Here is an 18,079-nt window from a genome sequence, read left to right as displayed (position 1 = left end):
GCGTGGCCAGATTGCTATGGACCGGGCAAATGCGGGAACGATCGCTGCGCACCCGTGTAATAAAATAACGGGCCTTTGGAAGGCCGGAACGGAGACGATAATGGGTTCGAATGATCAGGATGAAACCGTCGGCACCGACCATGGCGTGGACAACCGCGCGGACGGGACGCACGCGTCGGCGGACCCCGGCATGATCGCGGCGATCACGACCCATATCCGGCAATCGCTGCTCTCTGGCGATACGCCGCTGTCCGATGACGAATTGTCCGACGTGGCCCAATTCCTGCTGGAGACGGCGGCGTGCCGCAAGGACGGTCCGGCAATCGGGCTGGCCTCGGCGAGCGAGGGGCGCCGTTTCATCCGCATTGCGATCATCAATGACGACATGCCGTTCCTCGTCGATTCGCTGGCGCTGGCCATTGCGGAGCAGGGGCTTGTCATCGACCGGCTCATCCATCCGGTCGTGCCGGTGCGGCGCGACGGCGACGGCATGTTGCACGAGGTCGGCGCCGGCCCTGCGGAGGATGCGGCGCCCGATACCGCGAGCGAATCGATGATCTACATCGAAACCTCGCGCGTGGATGCAAAGCAGCGCCGCGCACTCGAGCAGGCCGTCGCGGTCACCGTGGGCGACGTGCGCGCCGCCGTGAACGACTGGGCCGAGATGCGCGCCTTGCTGTCCGAGGATGCGGACAGCATCGCGGACGAGGAAGGCGCCGCCCTGCTGCGCTGGCTGAACGACGGGATGATGACGCATCTTGGCCATATCACCCGCCGCCGCGACGGGACCGAGGCGCAGACGATGGGCATCTGCCGCCGCAGCACGAGGAAGATCCTCGCCGATGCGTCCTATGACGCGGCGTTCGACTGGTTCGATCGGGAAACGCACGGCGGGCGCGGGCGGGCGCCGCTGGTGGTGAAGGCGAACCGTATTTCGCTCGTCCATCGGCGGGTTCCGCTCGACCTCTTCATCGTGCCGGTGATGGAGGATGGCACCGTCGTGGCCTTGTCGATCCATGCCGGCATCTGGACCAGCGCGGCGATGAACACCCCGCCCGACCGCGTCCCCCGCATGCGCCGGCAACTTGCCAAGCTCATGGACAAGCTGGGCTTCGACCCCGGCGGCCACACGGGAAAATCGCTGCTCAATGCACTGACGAAATTGCCGCACGATCTGGTCATCGGATTTTCGGACAGCGACATTGAACGCGTCGCGACCACGATGACGAGCCTGACCGACCGGCCGCGTCCGAAACTGACCTTGGTGGAGGCGCCACTTGCGCGCCATCTGTTCGCGTTCGTGTGGTTGCCGCGCGACATGATCTCGACAAGCGCGCGCCAGCGGATCCAGACCCTTTTGAGCGAGGCGACGGGGGCCGAAATCCTCGACTGGAGCCTGCAGGTCGAAGGCGGCGTGCTCGCGATGATGCGCTTCGTCCTCGACATTCGCGATGCGCAGACGGTGCCCGATGAAACCGCGCTCGACGACAAGCTGCAGGCGATGCTGCGTGGCTGGCCCGACGCGGTGGAGGCCGAGCTTGCCAAGGACGAGGAGCCGGGCCGCGCCGCCGCGATTGCCGCGCGCTTTGCCGATGCGTTTCCCAATGGCTACCGCGCCGAATATGGCGCAGCGGAGGCCGCGCTCGACATTCGCCGCATCCGCCGGCTCGCCGCGGGCGAGCTGGAAGTGATTTCGGGCGGCACCGCGACGCGCGATGCGCGGCTGTACCGGCTCGATACCGATGCGCCCGAACGGCTGCGCCTCAAAATCTATCAGCATGAAGGCAATCTGCCGCTGTCCGACGCGGTGCCGGCGCTGGAGAATTTCGGCTTCCGCGTGCTGGGCGAGGTGCCGACCATGCTGGAGGAAGGGCGACTCGGCACGATCCACGATTTCACGCTCGCCCTGCCATCGGGCGACGATGCCGCACCGCTGCTGAACCGCGCCGACATGATCGAGGGCGCGATCACCGCGGTGCTGAACCACGCGGCGGAAAACGACGTGTTCAACGGGCTGGTCGTGTCCGCCGCGCTGCAGGCCGAAGAGGCCGAGTGGATGCGCGCCTTCTATCGCTATTTGCGGCAGGCGGGCGCGAGCTTCACCATCTATACCGTGGTCGACGCGCTCGGCCATTCGCCCGACATTGCCCGCGCGCTGATCGACCTTTTCCGCGCGCGCCACGATCCCCGCCTTTGCCGGCGACCGCGATGCTGCCGCCGACGAGGCACGCGAAACCATCCGGGTCGCGCTGGTCAACGTGATGGCGATCAATGACGACCGGCTGCTGCGCCGCTATCTTTCGGTGATCGAGGCGATCCTGCGCACCAATGCGTTCGCCCCGGCGGCGAAGGAGGCGCTGGCGTTCAAGCTCGATTCCAGCCTGGTGCCCGGCCTTCCCAAGCCGGTGCCATGGCGCGAAATCTTCGTCTATTCCCGCCGGGTGGAGGGCATTCACCTGCGCGCCGGGCCGATCGCGCGCGGCGGGTTGCGCTGGTCCGACCGGCGCGACGATTTCCGGACCGAGGTGCTCGGCCTGATGAAGGCACAGCGGGTGAAGAACGCCGTGATCGTGCCGACGGGTGCGAAGGGCGGTTTCTATCCCAAGCAATTGCCCGATCCCGCGCGCGACCGCGCCGCCTGGGCCGCCGAGGGGCAGGCCAGTTACGAGGTGTTCATCCGCACGCTGCTGTCGATCACCGACAATATCGTCGATGACACGGTGGTGCATCCGCAGGACGTCGTCATCCACGACGGCGAGGATCCCTATTTCGTGGTCGCCGCGGACAAGGGGACGGCGCGCTTCTCCGACGTGGCCAATGGCATCGCGGAGAGCCGGGATTTCTGGCTCGACGATGCCTTCGCGAGCGGTGGGTCCAACGGTTACGACCACAAGGCGATGGGGATCACCGCGCGCGGCGCATGGATTTCGGTGCAGCGGCATTTCCGCGAGATGGGTATCGACGTGCAGAGCGATACGGTCCGCGTGGTCGGCTGCGGCGACATGTCGGGCGACGTGTTCGGCAATGGCATGCTCCTGTCCAAAGCGATCAAGCTGGTCGCCGCGTTCGACCACCGCCACATCTTCATCGACCCCGATCCCGATCCGGCGCAAAGCTGGGACGAGCGCAATCGCCTTTTCGCGCTCCGCCATTCGAGCTGGGACGATTATGACAAGGCGCTGATTTCGGAGGGCGGCGGCGTGTTCGCCCGCACGATGAAGCGCGTGCCCCTGTCCCCCGAAGCGCGCGCCGCGCTCGGCATCGAGGCCGAGGAGATCGAACCCGAAGCCCTGATTTCCGCGATTTTGCGCGCACCGGCCGATCTGCTCTGGTTCGGGGGCATCGGCACCTATGTCAAATCGTCGAAGGAAAACAACGTCCAGGTCGGCGACACGGTCAACGATGCCCTGCGCGTGGATGGCGAAAACCTGCGCGTGAAAGTCATCGGCGAAGGCGCGAACCTCGGCATCACGCAGGCCGGGCGCATCGAATTCGCGTTGAACGGTGGGCGGATCAATACCGATTTCATCGACAATTCGGCGGGCGTCGACTGTTCCGACAACGAGGTGAATATCAAGATCGCGCTGGCCGCCGCCCGCCGCGCCGGGGCCTTGTCGGAGGAGGAGCGCAACCGGCTGCTGGAAGACATGACCGACGAGGTCGCCCAGCTCGTGCTGGAGGACAACCGCCTGCAGGCGCTCGCCCTCTCCGTTGCGTCGCGCGGCGGCGCGCAGAGCGCGGCCTCGCACATGCGGCTGATCGAGATGCTCGAAGATAGCGGCGATCTCGACCGCAGGACCGAGGGACTTGCCGAATCGGAAACGCTGGCCCGCCGGGCGAGCGAGGGAATGGGCCTGACCCGTCCGGAGCTCGCCGTGCTGCTGTCCAGTTCCAAGCTGGTGTTGCAGGACGCGGCGGAGAACAGCGCCCTGCCCGACGATCCTGCGCTGGTCGACATGCTGCTATCCGCGTTTCCCGCGCCGATGCGGGAAGAATACCGCGAATTCATCGAAGGGCACCGGCTGCGCCGCGAAATCATCGCGACGAAACTCGCCAATCGCGTCGTCAACCGGCTCGGTCTCGTGCACCCGTTCGAGCTTGCGGAGGAGGAAGGCGCCGAATTGTCGCAGGTCGTGGCGGCCTTCGTCATGGCCGAATGGCTGTTCGACCTTTCGCCGGTATGGGACCGGCTCGAACATGCGGACATGTCGGAAGATGCGCGGCTCTTGATGCATGACCGGCTCGCGCTGGGCATCCGCAGCCACATGGCCGATCTGCTTCGCATTGGCGGGGGCCGGATCGAACCGTCGCAACTCTACGCCCGGCTGCGCGAACCCGTCGCCGCGATCTCGAGCGATACCGAAGAATTGCTGGGCAGCGAGGCACGCGATCATTCGGTGAAACTGCGCGAGAGTTTCGCCGCGGCGGGCGCTCCCGACGAATATGCGCGGATCGTATCGCATGTCTTCGACCTCGACGGGGCGGTCGGCATTGCCGATCTCGCCGCCGCGGTGGGCATGGATCCGCGCCGGGTGACGCATTCGTTCACCGATCTGGGCGCACGGCTGCGGCTGGACTGGGCCCAGGGGACCGCGGCGATCATGAACCCGTCCGACCCTTGGGAAAGGCTGCTGGTGGCGGGGCTCGCCCGCGATTTTCAACAGATGCGCCTCGATTTCCTGCGCGCCCTCGCCCGCGGCGAAGCAGCGCAGCGCGCGCCGGCCGACGCCGTGCAACAATGGGCGGACGAGCATGAAAGCGCGATCCGGCAGTTCCGCGCGATGGTCGGCCGTGCGCAGGCCAGCACGCCGGTGACGCCCGCCATGCTGGCGCAGATCGCGAGTCAGGCGCGGAACCTGCTCTCGCGTTAAGGCCTGACGCGTTAAGGCCTGAAACGAAAGGGGCCGTGCCTTGGGTGAAAGGCACGGCCCCGATCGTGGTCCGGACGGGTTCTTTACTGGCAGGCGACGCGAACCGGCTCCATCTCCGCCGCTTCCTGCAATTGATGGCGCAGCGCGTCGATGCCGATGAGTTCCACCGCATCGGAGGGATGTTCGGCATCGAGCACGGTGGCGAGCTGCCGTGCGACCTGCGCGATGCGGTCCACGTCCTGCAGGCTGTGGGCATGGCGGGCGGCAATGTCCGCATCGGCGCATAGCAACGCGCCGAGCGCCTCTATGTCGCGCGATATCACGTTCAATGCCTCGACCACGCCTGTCACCAACTACCGCGTCAAACGGGCGTGGATCATGCCGCGATGTCCATTTCTTCGTCCATCATCAGCTTCTGCAGGTCGAGCACCATGACCATGTCCTCCTCCATCGGGGCGACCCCCTTGAGGAAGTGGGAGATGCCGTCCTGCGCGGCGGCGTCGGGCTGTTGTATGGTATCCTCGTCGATCGAGACGATATCGTTCACCCCATGCACGATGAGACCGCGCGACTGCCCTTCGTGTTCGGCCACGATGATCGGATTGCGGGGCGTCGCCTCCATCGCATCCCAGCCGAGCCGCACCGAAAGGTCGAGCACGGGCAGCACCGCACCGCGCAGGTTGACCACCCCGGCCACGTATTTCGGCACATGCGGGAGGCGGGTCACGGGCGACCAGGCCCGGATTTCGCGCACCGCCATGATGTCGATCCCGAACAGCTGTCCGGACACCTGAAAAGTTATGAGTTCATAAGGCATTGTCTGGTCCTCGTTCAGGCCGAATGGGTCACGCGCCGGACCGCATTGGTCAGTTTTTCCGCATCGAAAGGTTTCACGATCCAGCCGGTCGCCCCGGCATCGCGGGCCCGGCGCTTCTTCTCGTCCGAGCTTTCCGTGCTCAGCACCAGGATGGGCCGGTTCGAATGGCGCGCACTGCTGCGCAGCCGTTCGATCAGCCCGAACCCGTCGAGGCGCGGCATGTTGATATCGGTCAGCACCACATCGACCTCATTGGAAGCAAGCCAGTCGAGCGCCTCCTGTCCGTCTTCGGCCTGTTCCACCTCGAAACCATTGGTGGTCAGGGCATTGCGAAGCAGGGCTCGCATGCTCGGACTGTCATCCACGGTCAGTATTCGTGTCGCTTGCTTCATGGCGTGTGCTCCCTCGCCCCTCAAAATAATGTCACATCGCCACTGCCGGCTTTCCGGGGCGCTAGTGGTTGTTGCGTAGGTGCCGCGGTGTTTACCGTGGTGCGGCAACGCACCTGTCCGCTGGCGGGAAGGAAATGGACGCGGCGCGCGTTGCGCCCTTCCATGTCCTCGTGAACCATCTCGATTCCCTCGTCCCTGAGGAATTTGCGCGCAAAGGCGGCGTTGACCGACCCGATCGCGGCCATCCCCTCGCGCAGATTGGCACCGCCATACAGCCGCGCCTTCATCCGCGCCTTGACCGCGCCGAGGCTGAACATTTCGTTCACGAGCAATTCCATGAGGAAGAGCCCATAATGATCGTCGAAGGTCGTCCGGTCGGCATAGGATGGCGGTTCGGCGAGGAGGAAGTGATTCATGCCGCCGATTCGCGCGACGGGATCGAACATGCATGTCGCCACGCAGCTTCCCAGAACCGTGCTGAATTCCACATTCGGATCGTCACTGGCCTTGGCCTCGCCCTGCAGGATGGTGACGCGCACCCGTTCGGCGACCTCCGGAATAGCGGCGTGTTTCACAGGCAAGCTCCTTCGCTTGTAAAAATATGCTCGGCGATCCGGGGCAGCGGCCTTACCGCGCACGCCCCACCCATCTCGATCGCCGCCTTCGGCATGCCGAACACGACGCAGCTTTCCTCGTCCTGCGCCACGGTCCAGGCGCCGGCCTGCGCCATCTGGTACAGGCCTTTTGCCCCATCCTGCCCCATGCCGGTCAGGAGTACGCCGATCGCCCGCGCGCCCATGTTCTGCGCGACGGATGCGAACATCACGTCAACGCTCGGCCGGTGGCCCGAAACGGGCGGACCGGGGCGCAGCAGGCTGATGATACCGCGCTGTGTCGAGGAAATGCGCAGGTGCCGGTCATTGCCCGGCGCGAGATAGACATGCCCCGGCTTCAGCACGGTATCGGTCTGCGCGAGCACGACCCGCGGCGGCGCGAGCGCATCGAGCGCATCGACGATGTCGCCGGCAAAGCGCGCCTTGACATGCTGCACGATGACGGTCGGCGGGCACATGCGCGGAAAATCGACCAGCAGCTCCCGCAACGCCTCCACCCCGCCGGTCGACGATCCAATCGCGATCAATTCGGGCAAGCCGGGCGGCCGCGTGCGGACCGGCACGGCCCGCGCCGATGCCGCCAGACCAGCCCGCCCGGTTCGCGCCGCCTGACGCACCAGTGACACGAGCGGATCATCGCGCCCGCCGAACGGTCCGAGCGGCGCCATGTCGCGCGCGCAACACCCCACCGCACCCAGCTGTCTGGCGCGGGCCGCGACCGGGTCGCCCGGCGTGGCCATGTCGGCGATCATTACAACCGGCGTGGGGCGCAGCGTCATGATCTTTTCGAGAAAGGACAGCCCATCGAGACCGGGCAGCTTCGTATCCATAACGACGACATCGGGGTCGAGCGCCTTGATCATGGCGCGCCCCTCCTGCGCATCGCGGGCGTAATCCACGATTTCGAGGTCGTCATGCGGCGACAGGCGCGCGGCCAGCCGCCGTTGCACGACGCTGGAATTCTCGACAATGAGGATGCGAATCGTCATCAGTCACGGCGCCGGTAGACGGTCGGCCCCACCAGTTCGAGCATGTCGGCTGCCTCTCCCGACACGCGTTCCGAATGACCGATATAGAGATAGGCCCCCGGTTGGAGTTGCTGCGCGAGGCGCAGAACGAGCTGCTCCTTCGTCGGCTGATCGAAATAGATCATGACGTTGCGACAGAATATCACGTCGAACAGCGTCTTGAATGGCCAGGCTCGCAACAGGTTGGAGCCGGCGAAACCGGACCATGTTCCGTAACGCGGCGTCAACCTGCGTCTCCTTGCCCCCGTTCGTGCACCAGTTCCGGCGAAGGGCTTCGGGAACGGCCTCCATCGCCTTGCTTTCGTAGCGCGCCTCTGCCGCCGCTTTGAGCGCATGGTCGGCGAGATCGGTGGCGAGCGCCACGATATCGCGATCCGCGATGTGCCGGCCCGCCGCCTTGTCCTCCCCCAGAAGAACCATCATCAGCGTCCAGATTTCCTCGCCGCTCGAACAGGCCGCCGACCACAGGCGTACGGGTTGCCGCGCCTCCGCCAGCTGAAGGAGGTGCGGGCGCACGACCTTGGCAAAATGCTCGTAATGATGGGATTCGCGATTGAAATAGGTGTGGTTCGTCGTGAGGGCGGCGACCGTGCGCGTGCGCAAGGCGGCATCCTCGCCGACCTTGCGCAGATAGGTGTCGAACGTTTCGCAATGCGTTTCGCGAAGCAGCGGCGCGATCCGCGAATAGGCCAGCATCTTCTTGTTGTCGGACAGGACGATCCCCGCCTCGTCGCGCAGCAGCCGGGCGATCGCCTCGAAATCGGCGGACGAGTAGATTTGCGGGCTGACCCCGGGCACGAGCGAGCGCGTGTCGGCCACGGCGGCGGAAACGCCCATCGTCACGCAGCCGCCTGGAGGGTGGGATGGGCGTTTTCGCTCTGCACCAGATTGTCGACATCGATGATCAGCGCGACCCGTCCATTGCCTAGGATCGTCGCACCCGCCACGCTTTCGACGGCGCGGAAATGGGTGTCGAGATTCTTGATCACGAACTGACGCTGATCGGTGATGGAATCGACGAGCAGCGCCGCCTGTCCGCACCGCTCCGTATCGACGATGACGAGTACGCCCTTGCAAGGATCGTCGATGGCGAGTTCCTCGCCCGCCAGATGATCGAGCCGGACGATCGGCACGAAGCTGCCGCGAATGTTGATGAGCTGCCGGCTCGTGCCCATGCCCTTGAGGTCGGAGGCGAGCGGGCGCAGGCTTTCGACCACATGCGCGAGCGGCAGGACCAGCGACTGCCCGCCGACCTGCACCACCATGCCGTCCGAAATCGCCAGCGTCAGCGGCAGGGCAAGCACGAAGGCGGTGCCCTTGCCGGGGCGCGATTCGATGGTGATGCGCCCGCCCAGTTCCTTCACGTTCTGGCGCACCACATCCATGCCCACGCCGCGACCGGAAATATTCGATACCTGCTCCGCCGTGGAGAAGCCGGGCGCGAAGATCAGGTGGTCGATTTCCTCGTCGGGCAGATCCGCATCGGGCGAGATCAGGCCATTGGCGACCGCCTTTGCAAAGACGCGTTCGCGGTCGATCCCGGCGCCGTCGTCGGCGATGCGGATGACGACCCGGCCCGATTTCTGTTCGGCCGAGAGGGTCAGCGTGCCTTCGGGATCCTTGCCCGCGGCCTTGCGCCGTTCGGTGGATTCGATACCGTGGTCGACGGCATTGCGGATGAGATGGGTAAGCGGCTCGCTCAACCGGTCGACGACCGTCTTGTCGAGCTCGGTCGTTTCGCCCGTCACCTCCAGGTTGACATGTTTTCCCGTGCTCGACGCGAGTTCGCGCAGCAGGCGGGGCACGCGGCTGAAGACCGCGCTGATCGGCTGTGCGCGGAACGCCATCGCATGTTCCTGCACATCGCGGACGAGCGCGTCGAGCACGGCCAGTTCCTCGATGTGCATCAGGTTTTCATCGGCGAGCCGCTGCGCCAGCATGGCCTGCGCGATGACCAGTTCGCCGACCCCGTCGTTCATCTTGTCCAGCTTCGCGAGATCGACGCGGATCGATTGCGGTTTGGGCGAACGGGAGGCGGCCTGTGCGGCATCGGGGCGCGCGTCCTTTGCTTCGTTTCCGGCATCGTCGCCTTGCGCCGGCACCGGACCGGCCGCGGTTTCGACGCTTGCCGTCGCTGCCTGCTCCACCGCGTCGGGGTGCATCGGGGGAATGCCTTCCTCCGCCCCGAACGCGATCGCGCAATCGTCGCCGACGAAGTCGAAGATTTCGCTCACCTGCTCCCGGCTGACCGAAGCGGGCATCGCGAAGCTCCAGCCCAGATAACCATGCTGCACGTCGAAATCGTCGAGCGGCGGGACGTTCGCGCTGTCGCAAACCACGCATTCGCCGCCCATTTCCTGCAATTCGCGCAGCCAGTAGAGCGGTTCGCTGCCATTCGTCATCGCGCCGCCGTGCGCGCGCATGTGGAACAGCCAGGGCTCCTTCGGCGTGGCGGGCGCTGCCGGGCCGAGCAGATCGTCGAGCATCGCATCCAGATCGTCGTCCACGGGCGCCGGGGGGACGCCGGCGCCTCGGCGGGAGCGGCGGCGTTTTCGCCGGTCGCCTCGCCGGCACCGGCCTTTTCATGCGCCTCGTTCAACTGCGCCATCAAGGCCGCATCGTCCGGCGCAGTTCCGCCAAAGCGCGCAGTCTCGACGTGATCGCGCACGCAATCGAGCGACAGCAGCAGGAGCCCCGTCAGATCGTCGGTTACCGCAACCGTGCCCTCACGAACGTCGGCGAGCAGGGTTTCGAAGACATGGGTGAACGCCTGCAGCGGGCCATATCCGAACGCACCCGCGCCACCCTTGATCGAATGGACCGCGCGAAAGATCGCATTGATGGTTTCGCCATCGTGCGTCCCGTCCCGGCACGCCTCCAGCCCAGCTTCTACCGCTTCGAGCGATTCCTCGCACTCGACGAAGAAGATGTTCTGAATGTCTTCGCTGTTCACGCTGTTTCCCCGCGATTGAATTTCGATGCGAGGCCCGCAATGCGCAGCGCCTCTTCAAACTGGTCGGACGGGTCGACGATGGCGACCCCCCCTGCCGTATGCGCGGCAGACACCAGCAACTGGAGCATTGCGATGCCGATGCGCTCGACCGCGGATGCGTCCACGCGAACAGCGCGCTCCCCCGCCGCTTCGCGCAGTTCGGGACATATCGCGATGGCCGCATCCCGGTCGCACAGGGCTGGCAATTCAATCACTGACATCTGCTTTTCCTTCCTCGCGAGTTAGAACTCGCTCCAGTCCTGATCGTCATAGGATTCCGCAACGGCCAGGTTGCCCTCGACACGGGGGACGGCGCGTGCCGGTGCGGCGCTGACGACCCGCTTGATCGCGGGCGCGGCGTTGGCGGCGGCCGGCACCCGCTTCGCAGCGGTCTTTGCGCGCGTCGCACCCGGCCTGGTGGCGCCGGTACGGAATTGCTTGACCAGCTCGCCCAGCTCGTTCGCCTCTTCGGCAAGGCTGCGGGCTGCTGCGGTCGATTGCTCAACCATGGCGGCGTTCTGCTGGGTCATGCGATCCATGTCGGCCACCGAGCCATTGACCTGTTCGAGGCGCGAGGCCTGCGATGCGGCCATCTGGGCGATATTGTTGACCTGCGTGTGGACGTCGTCGACCCCGGTGACGATCTGCGAGAGCAGTCCGCCGGTTTCGCCGACCAGCTGCACGCCGGCGCCGACCTGCTTGGAACTGGCGTTGATCAGCTCCTTGATGTCGCGCGCGGCATCGGCGCTGCGCTGCGCAAGTGCGCGGACCTCGTTGGCGACCACGGCAAAGCCCTTGCCCGCGTCGCCCGCCCGGGCCGCTTCGACCCCTGCGTTGAGCGCGAGCAGATTGGTCTGAAACGCGATGCCGTCGATGACGTCGATGATCTGCGTGATTTCATTGGCCGATTTTTCGATCGCGGCCATCGCGGACACGGCCTTCTCGACCACTTCGCCGCCATTGGTGGCCTGCTGATGCGTTTGCGACATGGCGGTCTGCGCATCGGCGGCGTTTTCGGCGGCTTTCTTGACCAGATCGGTCACCTGGCTCATCGCGGCGGCGGTTTCCTCCAGGCTCGCGGCCTGCTGTTCGTTGCGGATCGCGAGATCGTCGGACGCGGCGCGGATTTCATTGGCGCCGGTATTCACCCCGCTGGCCGAGGCATGCACCTGCTGAATCATGTCGGACAGGCCGGAGACGGAGCGGTTGAACGCGTCGTGCAGGGCGGCATATTCGCTGTGCCCCGTCTGCTCGATGCGCACGGTAAGATCGCCGTCGGCGAGGCGGTTGAGAGCCGTGGAAAAATCCTGAACGACCTGCTCGGAGCTTTTCTGCGCCCGGCGGACCTCTTCCGCGTTGTCGCGGAACGTGGTCATCGCCTTGTTCATGCGTCCGACGCAATCGGTATAGTCTTCGTAGCCGATGCGCGACTGGGTATCACCCGCCGCGAGCCCTTCCATACGCTCCACCGTATCGACATAGGGATCGCACACGCGCCGTTTCGCCAGATAAATGGTCGTCATGGTGAGAAGCGCGCTCGATACGATCACGCCCTCTTCGAGGCTGGCCCCGATCACGTCCATCCGTCCCAGAAAGACGACGATAATTTCGAGAATCGAAAGAGTCGCGAATATTGTGATCAGCGTATCGAATTTCTTGCGAATGGGAGCTGATTTCTCAAACCAGTCAAGCATGTCAGTAACTTTCATAAATATCGATTGTAGCGACGGCGAATCCCTCACCATTTACGGCCAACTACATCCGAAAGTGGACCGATCGCGTGTCGTATGTCCTACGGATAAATCCATAGGCTCGACGCGACCGCTTCTGTCTCCCTGCCCCTTCTTATGCGCCGTGGTGCTGACGGACTCGCTATGTCCGGTTAAGGTCCATTCCCTAGGGTGCGGTAAGGCGAGGTTTGTGAGTGCGCACGCCATAGGATGGCGAAAGGACAGCCGTTCAGAACGGTTTTTCCGTCCAGACCATGCAAAGGATTAGCGCCATGAGTACGGCCCGCGTTTTGATCGTCGATGATTCCACCGCGATGCGCGCATTGTTTCGCGACATCCTCGAACAGGCCAAGGGCGTCGAAGTCGTCGGCGATGCGCGCAGCGCGGAGGAAGCGCGCAAGCTCATCCCGACCCTGAAGCCCAATGTTCTCACCCTCGATGTCGAAATGCCCGGCATGAGCGGGATGGAATTTCTGGCCGAGCTGATGGAAACCGACCCTATTCCGGTCATCATGCTGTCCAGCGTGACGCAGGATGGCACGGGCACCGCGCAAAAGGCGCTGGAGCTCGGCGCGGTGGGCTGTTTTCCCAAACCGCTTCACACCACCCCGGAACAGTTCAATGCAACCGTCGCCAAGCTCGGCGCGATCGTGAACGAAGCGGCCAATACCGACCTTAAAAATCGCGGAGCACCGCAGGGCGGGGCCTCCGTCGCCCTGGCTGATTACCTACCGGACGGGCGCATTGTCGTTCTTGCCGGCGCCACGGAAAGTATCGAGGTCATTCGCGAAACGATCGCCGGCTACCCTGCCAATTGTCCGGAAACCGTGGTCCTCATCGATGCGGACGAATCCTTTATCGACCGCATGATCGACCCCCTCCGGCCAAGCGTCGCGTGCAAGATCGAAACGGCGGGCGATGAAACCATGATGGTGCCCGGAACGGTCTATCTCGTCTATGCAAAGCACAAGCATGTCGTGTTCGAAAACGATTTCGCCCCGCTGCTGAAGCTGGTCGAGAAAGAACCGATCGGCGGGGCGCGGCCCTCTGCCGACATGCTTTTCGCAAGCTTCGCACGGGCGGGGACACCGGTTCTGGCGGGCCTGCTTTCGGGAACGAGCAAGGATGGCGCCCGCGGGCTTCAGGCGCTGTCGAAGAGCGGCGCCGACGTGTTCGTGCAGGATTGCGTGGAAACCGGCGGCGAGAGCCGGAAGCCCGCGCTCGACGAACTCGGCGTCGCGGCCGAATCGGTCACGGCTGCCGAGGTGGGCAACTGGATCCTCGCGAAGACGAAGGAGAAGGCCAAGGCGGCCTGACACGGCCGACGACGCCGGAAACCTTCTTGCGCACAGTGACGACGTCCGCGCTTGATGCTCGCCATGCCGGGAGCATCATGCGCGGCATCGGATCGCGAGCACCATGAATGCCGCGTCGTTCTCTCGAATCGAAACGACTGTCGGAGCTGTATCGTCGCGACATTCCCGATACCGATCCGGCCCCATCTCTTGATGGAATCGTCGATGAGGCGGCGGGTTTGACCGGATGCCCCATCGCGGCCATCAGTCATCGACAGAACGCGGCAATGGTTCAAGGCGCGGCACCGCCTGCTTCTGTGCCCGAGCCGCCGCGAATGCGCGTTCTGCGCCCATACTATCGGTGAGCCGTGCAGCTGCTGAACGCCGCACACAATCCGCGTTTTACGGACAATCCGCTCGTCACCGGCTATCTACACGTGCGTAATGATGCCGGCGTTCCGATCATGAGCTGGTATGGGCCGCTCCGCTTCATCGACAAGACTTGCCGCCCCCCTCCCCGAACGCCAGTGGCGTTGCCAGCGCAGCGGATCGCGCGCGGTCACGGCAGGGGCCGAATTCGGCAAATACCACGTGGCGCTTCCGCTGCCCCCTGGCCGTCGACGCCGTCTCGCCAACACTCGTAGCTTCGGCACGTGATCACCTGCGCCGAAGATGGAAATTTCGTTTCATACACATTGCAGCAAGCCCTTTGCGTTAAGCGCGCGGACTTGTTCGAACGCCTTTGTGGGAGACGACCGATTTCTTCAGACCCGACCCGATTTTCGTCCAGCACATGGAGCATCCTCCTCGCCGTGGGCGCGGCGGTTTCGGTGTCGCCCGCAGCGCACGCCCAGACCGGACCCACGATCGAAGCCGGCGTGACGACAGATGAACGCGTGCGGGGGCTGAGCTGGAGCGACGGGCGGACCGCCGCACACGTTTTCGGCAGCCTGCCCGTGACCACGAATATCGCCGTCGGCGCCGAGGCCACCACGCTGCGCGGTTCGGCGCGGCATGGCGGGGCCGAAATCGGCGTCGATCTCAATGCCAGCTACGGCGGCCGGATCGGCCTTGCCAATTACTACGCGATGGCGATCGGCCATGTCTTTCCCGGCGGCGACGGGGAGCAGGATTATGCCGAGGCGCAGGCCGGCATCGGCGGCGCGCTCGGCCCGGCCTCGGTCACCCTCCTGGCGAGCTATGCCCCGCCGCAGGATGCGATCGGCGGCAGCAATTTCTACCGCAGGCTGGAGGGGCGTTTCGGTTTCTGGGGCTCTCCTCTGGCGCTCAACGCCCATGTCGGGCGGTCGAGCGGCTCCGTCGACGACCCCGCCCGCGCGGAACGTCTGCGGCCCGGCGGCGCCTATAACGACTGGGCGATCGGCGGCGAATATAATCTGGCGCCGCTATCCTTCACGCTCCGCTACAGCGACACGGATATTCGTAGCGAAGATATACGCGTCCCCGCGGCCAGCGCCGATTATGGCGCGCGTATCACGGCGGGGGCCAATATCCGGTTTTGATGCCGGACTATCGAATCTCGCATTATCGCGCGGGCAGGCGCCGGCGCAACTCCAGCCGGTTGCGCCCGTTCGCGCGGGTACACGGATATTCGCCGCGCGGATATACGCGTACCCGCGGCAAGCGCCGATTATGGCGCGCGTATCACGGCGGGCGCCAATATCCGGTTTTGATCCTAGGCTATCGAATCTCGCATTATCGCGCGGGCAGGCGCCGGCGCAACTCCAGCCGGTTGCGCCCGTTCGCGCGGGAATATTCGAGTTCGTCGATGCACAATTGCAGGATCGCCATGCCGCGCCCGGTTTCGGCCAGCGGGTCGGCGGGCGTCGTCGCGGTCGTGAACGTGCCCGCCGGTGCGGGGGCGCCGTCGTCGTTCAACGTGAAGCGCACCGCATCGGCGGTAAAATGCGCGGTGCAGGTGATTTCGCCGACCGCATCCGCGTTGCCATCGCCCGGCATGGCATGAACGACGATATTGGTCGCCGCCTCGACAAGCGCGAGTTCGAGTTCGAGCGCAATATCGTCGGCAACGCCTGCATCGCTGCACGCGCCCTGCGCCCATGCGGCGAGGTCGCGCACCGCCTCCAGATTGGCGGGCACGCGGATGAACGGATCAGAGCGAGAGGGCATCGCGTGCCTCCTCCTCGCTCCCGCAGATTGGCAGCAAGGTATCGAATCCTGTGAGCCGGAACAGCGTGGCGACCGCCGGACGGGTTCCGGCAATGGCGATAGCGCCCCGGTCCCCCACATGTTTCACCAGCCATACGAGCACGCCGAGCCCTGTGGAATCCATGAACTCCACCACCGACAGGTCGAGAAGGACGCGGGTACATTCCGGCCCCACTTTCGCGTCCAGCATTGCGCGGAAATCGGGCGCCGCTGCGGCATCCAGCCGGGTATGCGCGACATGTATGATGGCCGTGTCGGTCAAGGATCGGTCCTCTCGTGAAGGGCACCGGATGCGCAATCCGGCTCGATAGCAAGCAGTGAGACATCGTCGGCAAGCGGCAGGTCGCCGTCCCTGTGCGCGAGCAGCCGCTCCACCAGGGCGCCGATGGCGGCGATGGGCCGGTCGCGGCAGGTGCCGATCCACGCGGAGAGCGATTGCGCGTCCGGCATTCCGGCCGCTTCGCAGCAATCGAGCAGCCCGTCGGAATAGATGACGAGCCGTGTGCCCTCCGCAAAAGGAAAGCGCGTCGCCCGGAACTCGGACTGTGAGAACCAGCCGAGCGGAAAGGCGCCCGCGGTATCGAGCCGACGGGTTTCGCCAGCCGCGCCGCCGCCCGCCTGCATGACCAGGGGTTCGGGATGCCCGGCGCGGATGATCCACCCCTCCCCGGCGGGAACATCGACGATGCCGGCAATGGCGGTCGCGTAGATCTCGTCTTTCTCCGCCAGGATTTCACGGTTCAGCCGCTGCATCGCCAGCGACAGCGCATCCGCATCGGCAGGCGCCATCTGCTGCAGGCGGCGATGATAGTGAAAGCTGGCGAGGCTGGCGCGCACGCCATGGCCCTGCACATCGAGGAGGAAGAACAGCGTGCGCCCCGCCCCCACCGTGACCGCGCCAATCGTGTCGCCGCCCAGCATCGTGGCCGGGCGATAGACATGCGTCATGCGCAATCCGGGCAGTTGTTCTTCCCGCGGGAGCAGGCGCCGGTGCATTCCCGCCGCCGCATCGAGATCGTCGCGCAGCTCGCACAAAAGCGTGCGCATCCGCTCATGCGTCCGCGTCAGCATCGTGTTGCGCCGTTGCAGCATGCGATGCAGTCGCACCGACCGCCGGGTGCGCGACAGGACGAGCATCAGCTTGACCGGATCGACCGGCTTGAACAGGAAATCGTCCACCCCGGCCTCGGTCGCGAGGCCGATCGTTTCCTCGTCCTTGCACGCGGTGATCATCACGACATGGAGCAGGGCCCGGTCGTGCGACCCGCGCAGCGCCCGCACGAGGTCCATGCCGTCGCGGCCCGGCATGCGCAGGTCGGTCACGACCATGTCGATGCCGACATGCATCTGACGGATCGCCTGGTCGAAATCATGGGCCAGCGATATTTCGCAACCCATGCGCGCCAGCGCATCGCCGAGGAAGCGTGCCACGGCGTCGTCGTCGTCCACGATCAACACGCCAAGACGATCGGACCCGGCGGTCAGCGCCGGGTCATCCGCATCGAAAATGCGGGGGCGGATGTTCTGCGCCTGCACCATCTCGCCTGCATGATAGGGCCGATTGGTTAAGGCTTGATCGCCATGCCCCTGGGCATTTCCCGCAGGGGCGCAGCCGCCGCCCGGCGCATGTCTATTTCAGGGGGAGAGGCAATCCCGCCGCGACGAAAACCACATGGTCCGCGATGGCGGCAATACGCTGATTCAGGCGGCCGGCCTCGTCGCGAAACCGGCGGGCGAGCGCATTGTCCGGCACGATCGAAAGCCCGACCTCGTTCGCGACCAGCGCAATGGGAACGTCGCATGCGGCAATCGCCTGTTCGAGCGCGCGAGTGCCCGCGTCGATATCCCGCTCCGCCAGCATGCAGTTCGACAGCCACAATGTCAGGCAATCGACGAGGATCGCATCATGGTGCACCGCCGCCTGCCCGATGGCGCCCGACAGGTCGAACGGCGCCTCCACAGTATGCCAGCGTTCGCCGCGATCCTCGCGATGCCGGGCGATGCGGTCGGTCATTTCGGCGTCGAACGCCTGCGCCGTCGCGATATAGGCGAGGCGCCCCGGCGTGCCCTCGGTCCAAAGCTGCGCATGGCGGCTCTTGCCCGAACGCGCCCCGCCGAGCACCAGCAGCGCGCTCATCGCAGGTTTCCGC

Annotated in this window: 16 protein-coding genes and 2 pseudogenes; 3 read left to right on the top strand and 15 right to left on the bottom strand. The window is 65.3% G+C overall.

Features of this window, described 5'->3' with window-relative positions:
- Positions 1-190: 190 nt before the first annotated feature.
- Positions 191-4,871: pseudogene (locus JD971_RS11005) on the top strand (NAD-glutamate dehydrogenase domain-containing protein).
- A gap of 83 nt (positions 4,872-4,954) precedes the next feature.
- Here the strand turns inward: JD971_RS11005 and JD971_RS11000 are convergent.
- The 11 genes and pseudogenes from JD971_RS11000 to JD971_RS10960 all read right to left on the bottom strand — a co-directional run bounded on the left by JD971_RS11000 (position 4,955) and on the right by JD971_RS10960 (position 12,408).
- Positions 4,955-5,221, bottom strand: a complete 267-nt coding sequence (locus tag JD971_RS11000; protein WP_202083381.1) for a hypothetical protein — start codon at positions 5,219-5,221, stop codon at positions 4,955-4,957.
- Positions 5,222-5,247: 26 nt separating this feature from the next.
- The gene (locus JD971_RS10995; RefSeq protein ID WP_202083379.1) at positions 5,248-5,688 is read right to left on the bottom strand and encodes a chemotaxis protein CheW; all 441 of its coding nucleotides are present in this window, start codon (positions 5,686-5,688) and stop codon (positions 5,248-5,250) included.
- Positions 5,689-5,702: 14 nt separating this feature from the next.
- On the bottom strand, positions 5,703-6,080 hold the full coding sequence (locus tag JD971_RS10990; RefSeq protein WP_202083377.1) for a response regulator: 378 nt from the start codon (positions 6,078-6,080) through the stop codon (positions 5,703-5,705).
- Positions 6,081-6,100: 20 nt separating this feature from the next.
- Positions 6,101-6,655, bottom strand: a complete 555-nt coding sequence (locus JD971_RS10985; protein ID WP_236672058.1) for a chemotaxis protein CheD — start codon at positions 6,653-6,655, stop codon at positions 6,101-6,103.
- Positions 6,652-7,683 carry a chemotaxis-specific protein-glutamate methyltransferase CheB gene (gene cheB / locus JD971_RS10980; protein WP_202083375.1) on the bottom strand — a complete coding sequence of 344 codons (1,032 nt, stop codon included), beginning with the start codon at positions 7,681-7,683 and terminating at the stop codon, positions 6,652-6,654. The genes JD971_RS10985 and cheB overlap by 4 nt, the downstream gene beginning before the upstream one ends.
- Positions 7,683-8,057: a CheR family methyltransferase gene (locus tag JD971_RS16880; protein ID WP_256435312.1), complete on the bottom strand. Its 375-nt coding sequence runs from the start codon at positions 8,055-8,057 to the stop codon at positions 7,683-7,685. Before JD971_RS16880 ends, cheB begins: the two co-directional genes overlap by 1 nt.
- Positions 7,981-8,559 (bottom strand): annotated as a pseudogene (locus JD971_RS10975) (protein-glutamate O-methyltransferase CheR); the annotation flags it as partial. The pseudogene JD971_RS10975 and the gene JD971_RS16880, both read right to left, overlap by 77 nt.
- Positions 8,560-8,561: 2 nt before the next feature.
- Positions 8,562-10,229 carry a chemotaxis protein CheA gene (locus tag JD971_RS10970; RefSeq protein ID WP_236672057.1) on the bottom strand — a complete coding sequence of 556 codons (1,668 nt, stop codon included), beginning with the start codon at positions 10,227-10,229 and terminating at the stop codon, positions 8,562-8,564.
- Positions 10,121-10,675 carry an Hpt domain-containing protein gene (locus JD971_RS16625; RefSeq protein WP_236672056.1) on the bottom strand — a complete coding sequence of 185 codons (555 nt, stop codon included), beginning with the start codon at positions 10,673-10,675 and terminating at the stop codon, positions 10,121-10,123. Before JD971_RS16625 ends, JD971_RS10970 begins: the two co-directional genes overlap by 109 nt.
- Positions 10,672-10,935, bottom strand: a complete 264-nt coding sequence (locus JD971_RS10965) for an STAS domain-containing protein (protein WP_202083372.1) — start codon at positions 10,933-10,935, stop codon at positions 10,672-10,674. Before JD971_RS10965 ends, JD971_RS16625 begins: the two co-directional genes overlap by 4 nt.
- A gap of 21 nt (positions 10,936-10,956) precedes the next feature.
- A complete protein-coding gene (locus JD971_RS10960; protein WP_202083370.1) occupies positions 10,957-12,408 on the bottom strand; it encodes a methyl-accepting chemotaxis protein in 1,452 nt (483 codons plus the stop codon).
- 308 nt (positions 12,409-12,716) lie between these two features.
- Here JD971_RS10960 and JD971_RS10955 point away from each other — a divergent pair, with 308 nt between their 5' ends.
- Together JD971_RS10955 and JD971_RS10950 are read left to right on the top strand one after the other, a co-directional pair.
- On the top strand, positions 12,717-13,760 hold the full coding sequence (locus JD971_RS10955) for a response regulator (RefSeq protein ID WP_202083368.1): 1,044 nt from the start codon (positions 12,717-12,719) through the stop codon (positions 13,758-13,760).
- Positions 13,761-14,392: 632 nt separating this feature from the next.
- Entirely contained in the window at positions 14,393-15,262 is an 870-nt protein-coding gene (locus JD971_RS10950) for a TorF family putative porin (RefSeq protein ID WP_371809612.1), read from the top strand.
- Between the two features lie 193 nt (positions 15,263-15,455).
- Here JD971_RS10950 and JD971_RS10945 read toward each other — a convergent pair whose 3' ends face one another.
- The 4 genes from JD971_RS10945 to cobU all read right to left on the bottom strand — a co-directional run bounded on the left by JD971_RS10945 (position 15,456) and on the right by cobU (position 18,066).
- Positions 15,456-15,890, bottom strand: a complete 435-nt coding sequence (locus tag JD971_RS10945) for an ATP-binding protein (RefSeq protein ID WP_202083364.1) — start codon at positions 15,888-15,890, stop codon at positions 15,456-15,458.
- Positions 15,874-16,191: an STAS domain-containing protein gene (locus JD971_RS10940; RefSeq protein WP_202083362.1), complete on the bottom strand. Its 318-nt coding sequence runs from the start codon at positions 16,189-16,191 to the stop codon at positions 15,874-15,876. The genes JD971_RS10945 and JD971_RS10940 overlap by 17 nt, the downstream gene beginning before the upstream one ends.
- Complete coding sequence (locus JD971_RS10935; protein WP_202083359.1) at positions 16,188-17,468, bottom strand: PP2C family protein-serine/threonine phosphatase; 1,281 nt, start codon at positions 17,466-17,468, stop codon at positions 16,188-16,190. Before JD971_RS10935 ends, JD971_RS10940 begins: the two co-directional genes overlap by 4 nt.
- Positions 17,469-17,559: 91 nt before the next feature.
- Complete coding sequence (cobU, locus tag JD971_RS10930) at positions 17,560-18,066, bottom strand: bifunctional adenosylcobinamide kinase/adenosylcobinamide-phosphate guanylyltransferase (RefSeq protein WP_202083357.1); 507 nt, start codon at positions 18,064-18,066, stop codon at positions 17,560-17,562.
- Between the last annotated feature and the right edge of the window lie 13 nt (positions 18,067-18,079).

Source organism: Croceicoccus sp. YJ47 (assembly GCF_016745095.1).
Classification (GTDB): domain Bacteria; phylum Pseudomonadota; class Alphaproteobacteria; order Sphingomonadales; family Sphingomonadaceae; genus Croceicoccus.
Note: the sequence above shows the minus strand (reverse complement) of the source record. Positions and strands in the feature narration are given on the sequence as shown.

What these genes read in the sequence shown, in the direction of transcription:
- JD971_RS10995 (WP_202083379.1), bottom strand. Translation starts at nt 5,688, where the DNA reads ATGCCTTATGAACTCATAACTTTTCAGGTGTCCGGACAGCTGTTCGGG.
- JD971_RS10990 (WP_202083377.1), bottom strand. Translation starts at nt 6,080, where the DNA reads ATGAAGCAAGCGACACGAATACTGACCGTGGATGACAGTCCGAGCATG.
- cheB (WP_202083375.1), bottom strand. Translation starts at nt 7,683, where the DNA reads ATGACGATTCGCATCCTCATTGTCGAGAATTCCAGCGTCGTGCAACGG.
- JD971_RS16880 (WP_256435312.1), bottom strand. Translation starts at nt 8,057, where the DNA reads ATGCGCTCAAAGCGGCGGCAGAGGCGCGCTACGAAAGCAAGGCGATGG.
- JD971_RS10965 (WP_202083372.1), bottom strand. Translation starts at nt 10,935, where the DNA reads ATGTCAGTGATTGAATTGCCAGCCCTGTGCGACCGGGATGCGGCCATC.
- JD971_RS10960 (WP_202083370.1), bottom strand. Translation starts at nt 12,408, where the DNA reads ATGCTTGACTGGTTTGAGAAATCAGCTCCCATTCGCAAGAAATTCGAT.
- JD971_RS10955 (WP_202083368.1), top strand. Translation starts at nt 12,717, where the DNA reads ATGAGTACGGCCCGCGTTTTGATCGTCGATGATTCCACCGCGATGCGC.
- JD971_RS10945 (WP_202083364.1), bottom strand. Translation starts at nt 15,890, where the DNA reads ATGCCCTCTCGCTCTGATCCGTTCATCCGCGTGCCCGCCAATCTGGAG.
- JD971_RS10935 (WP_202083359.1), bottom strand. Translation starts at nt 17,468, where the DNA reads ATGGTGCAGGCGCAGAACATCCGCCCCCGCATTTTCGATGCGGATGAC.
- cobU (WP_202083357.1), bottom strand. Translation starts at nt 18,066, where the DNA reads ATGAGCGCGCTGCTGGTGCTCGGCGGGGCGCGTTCGGGCAAGAGCCGC.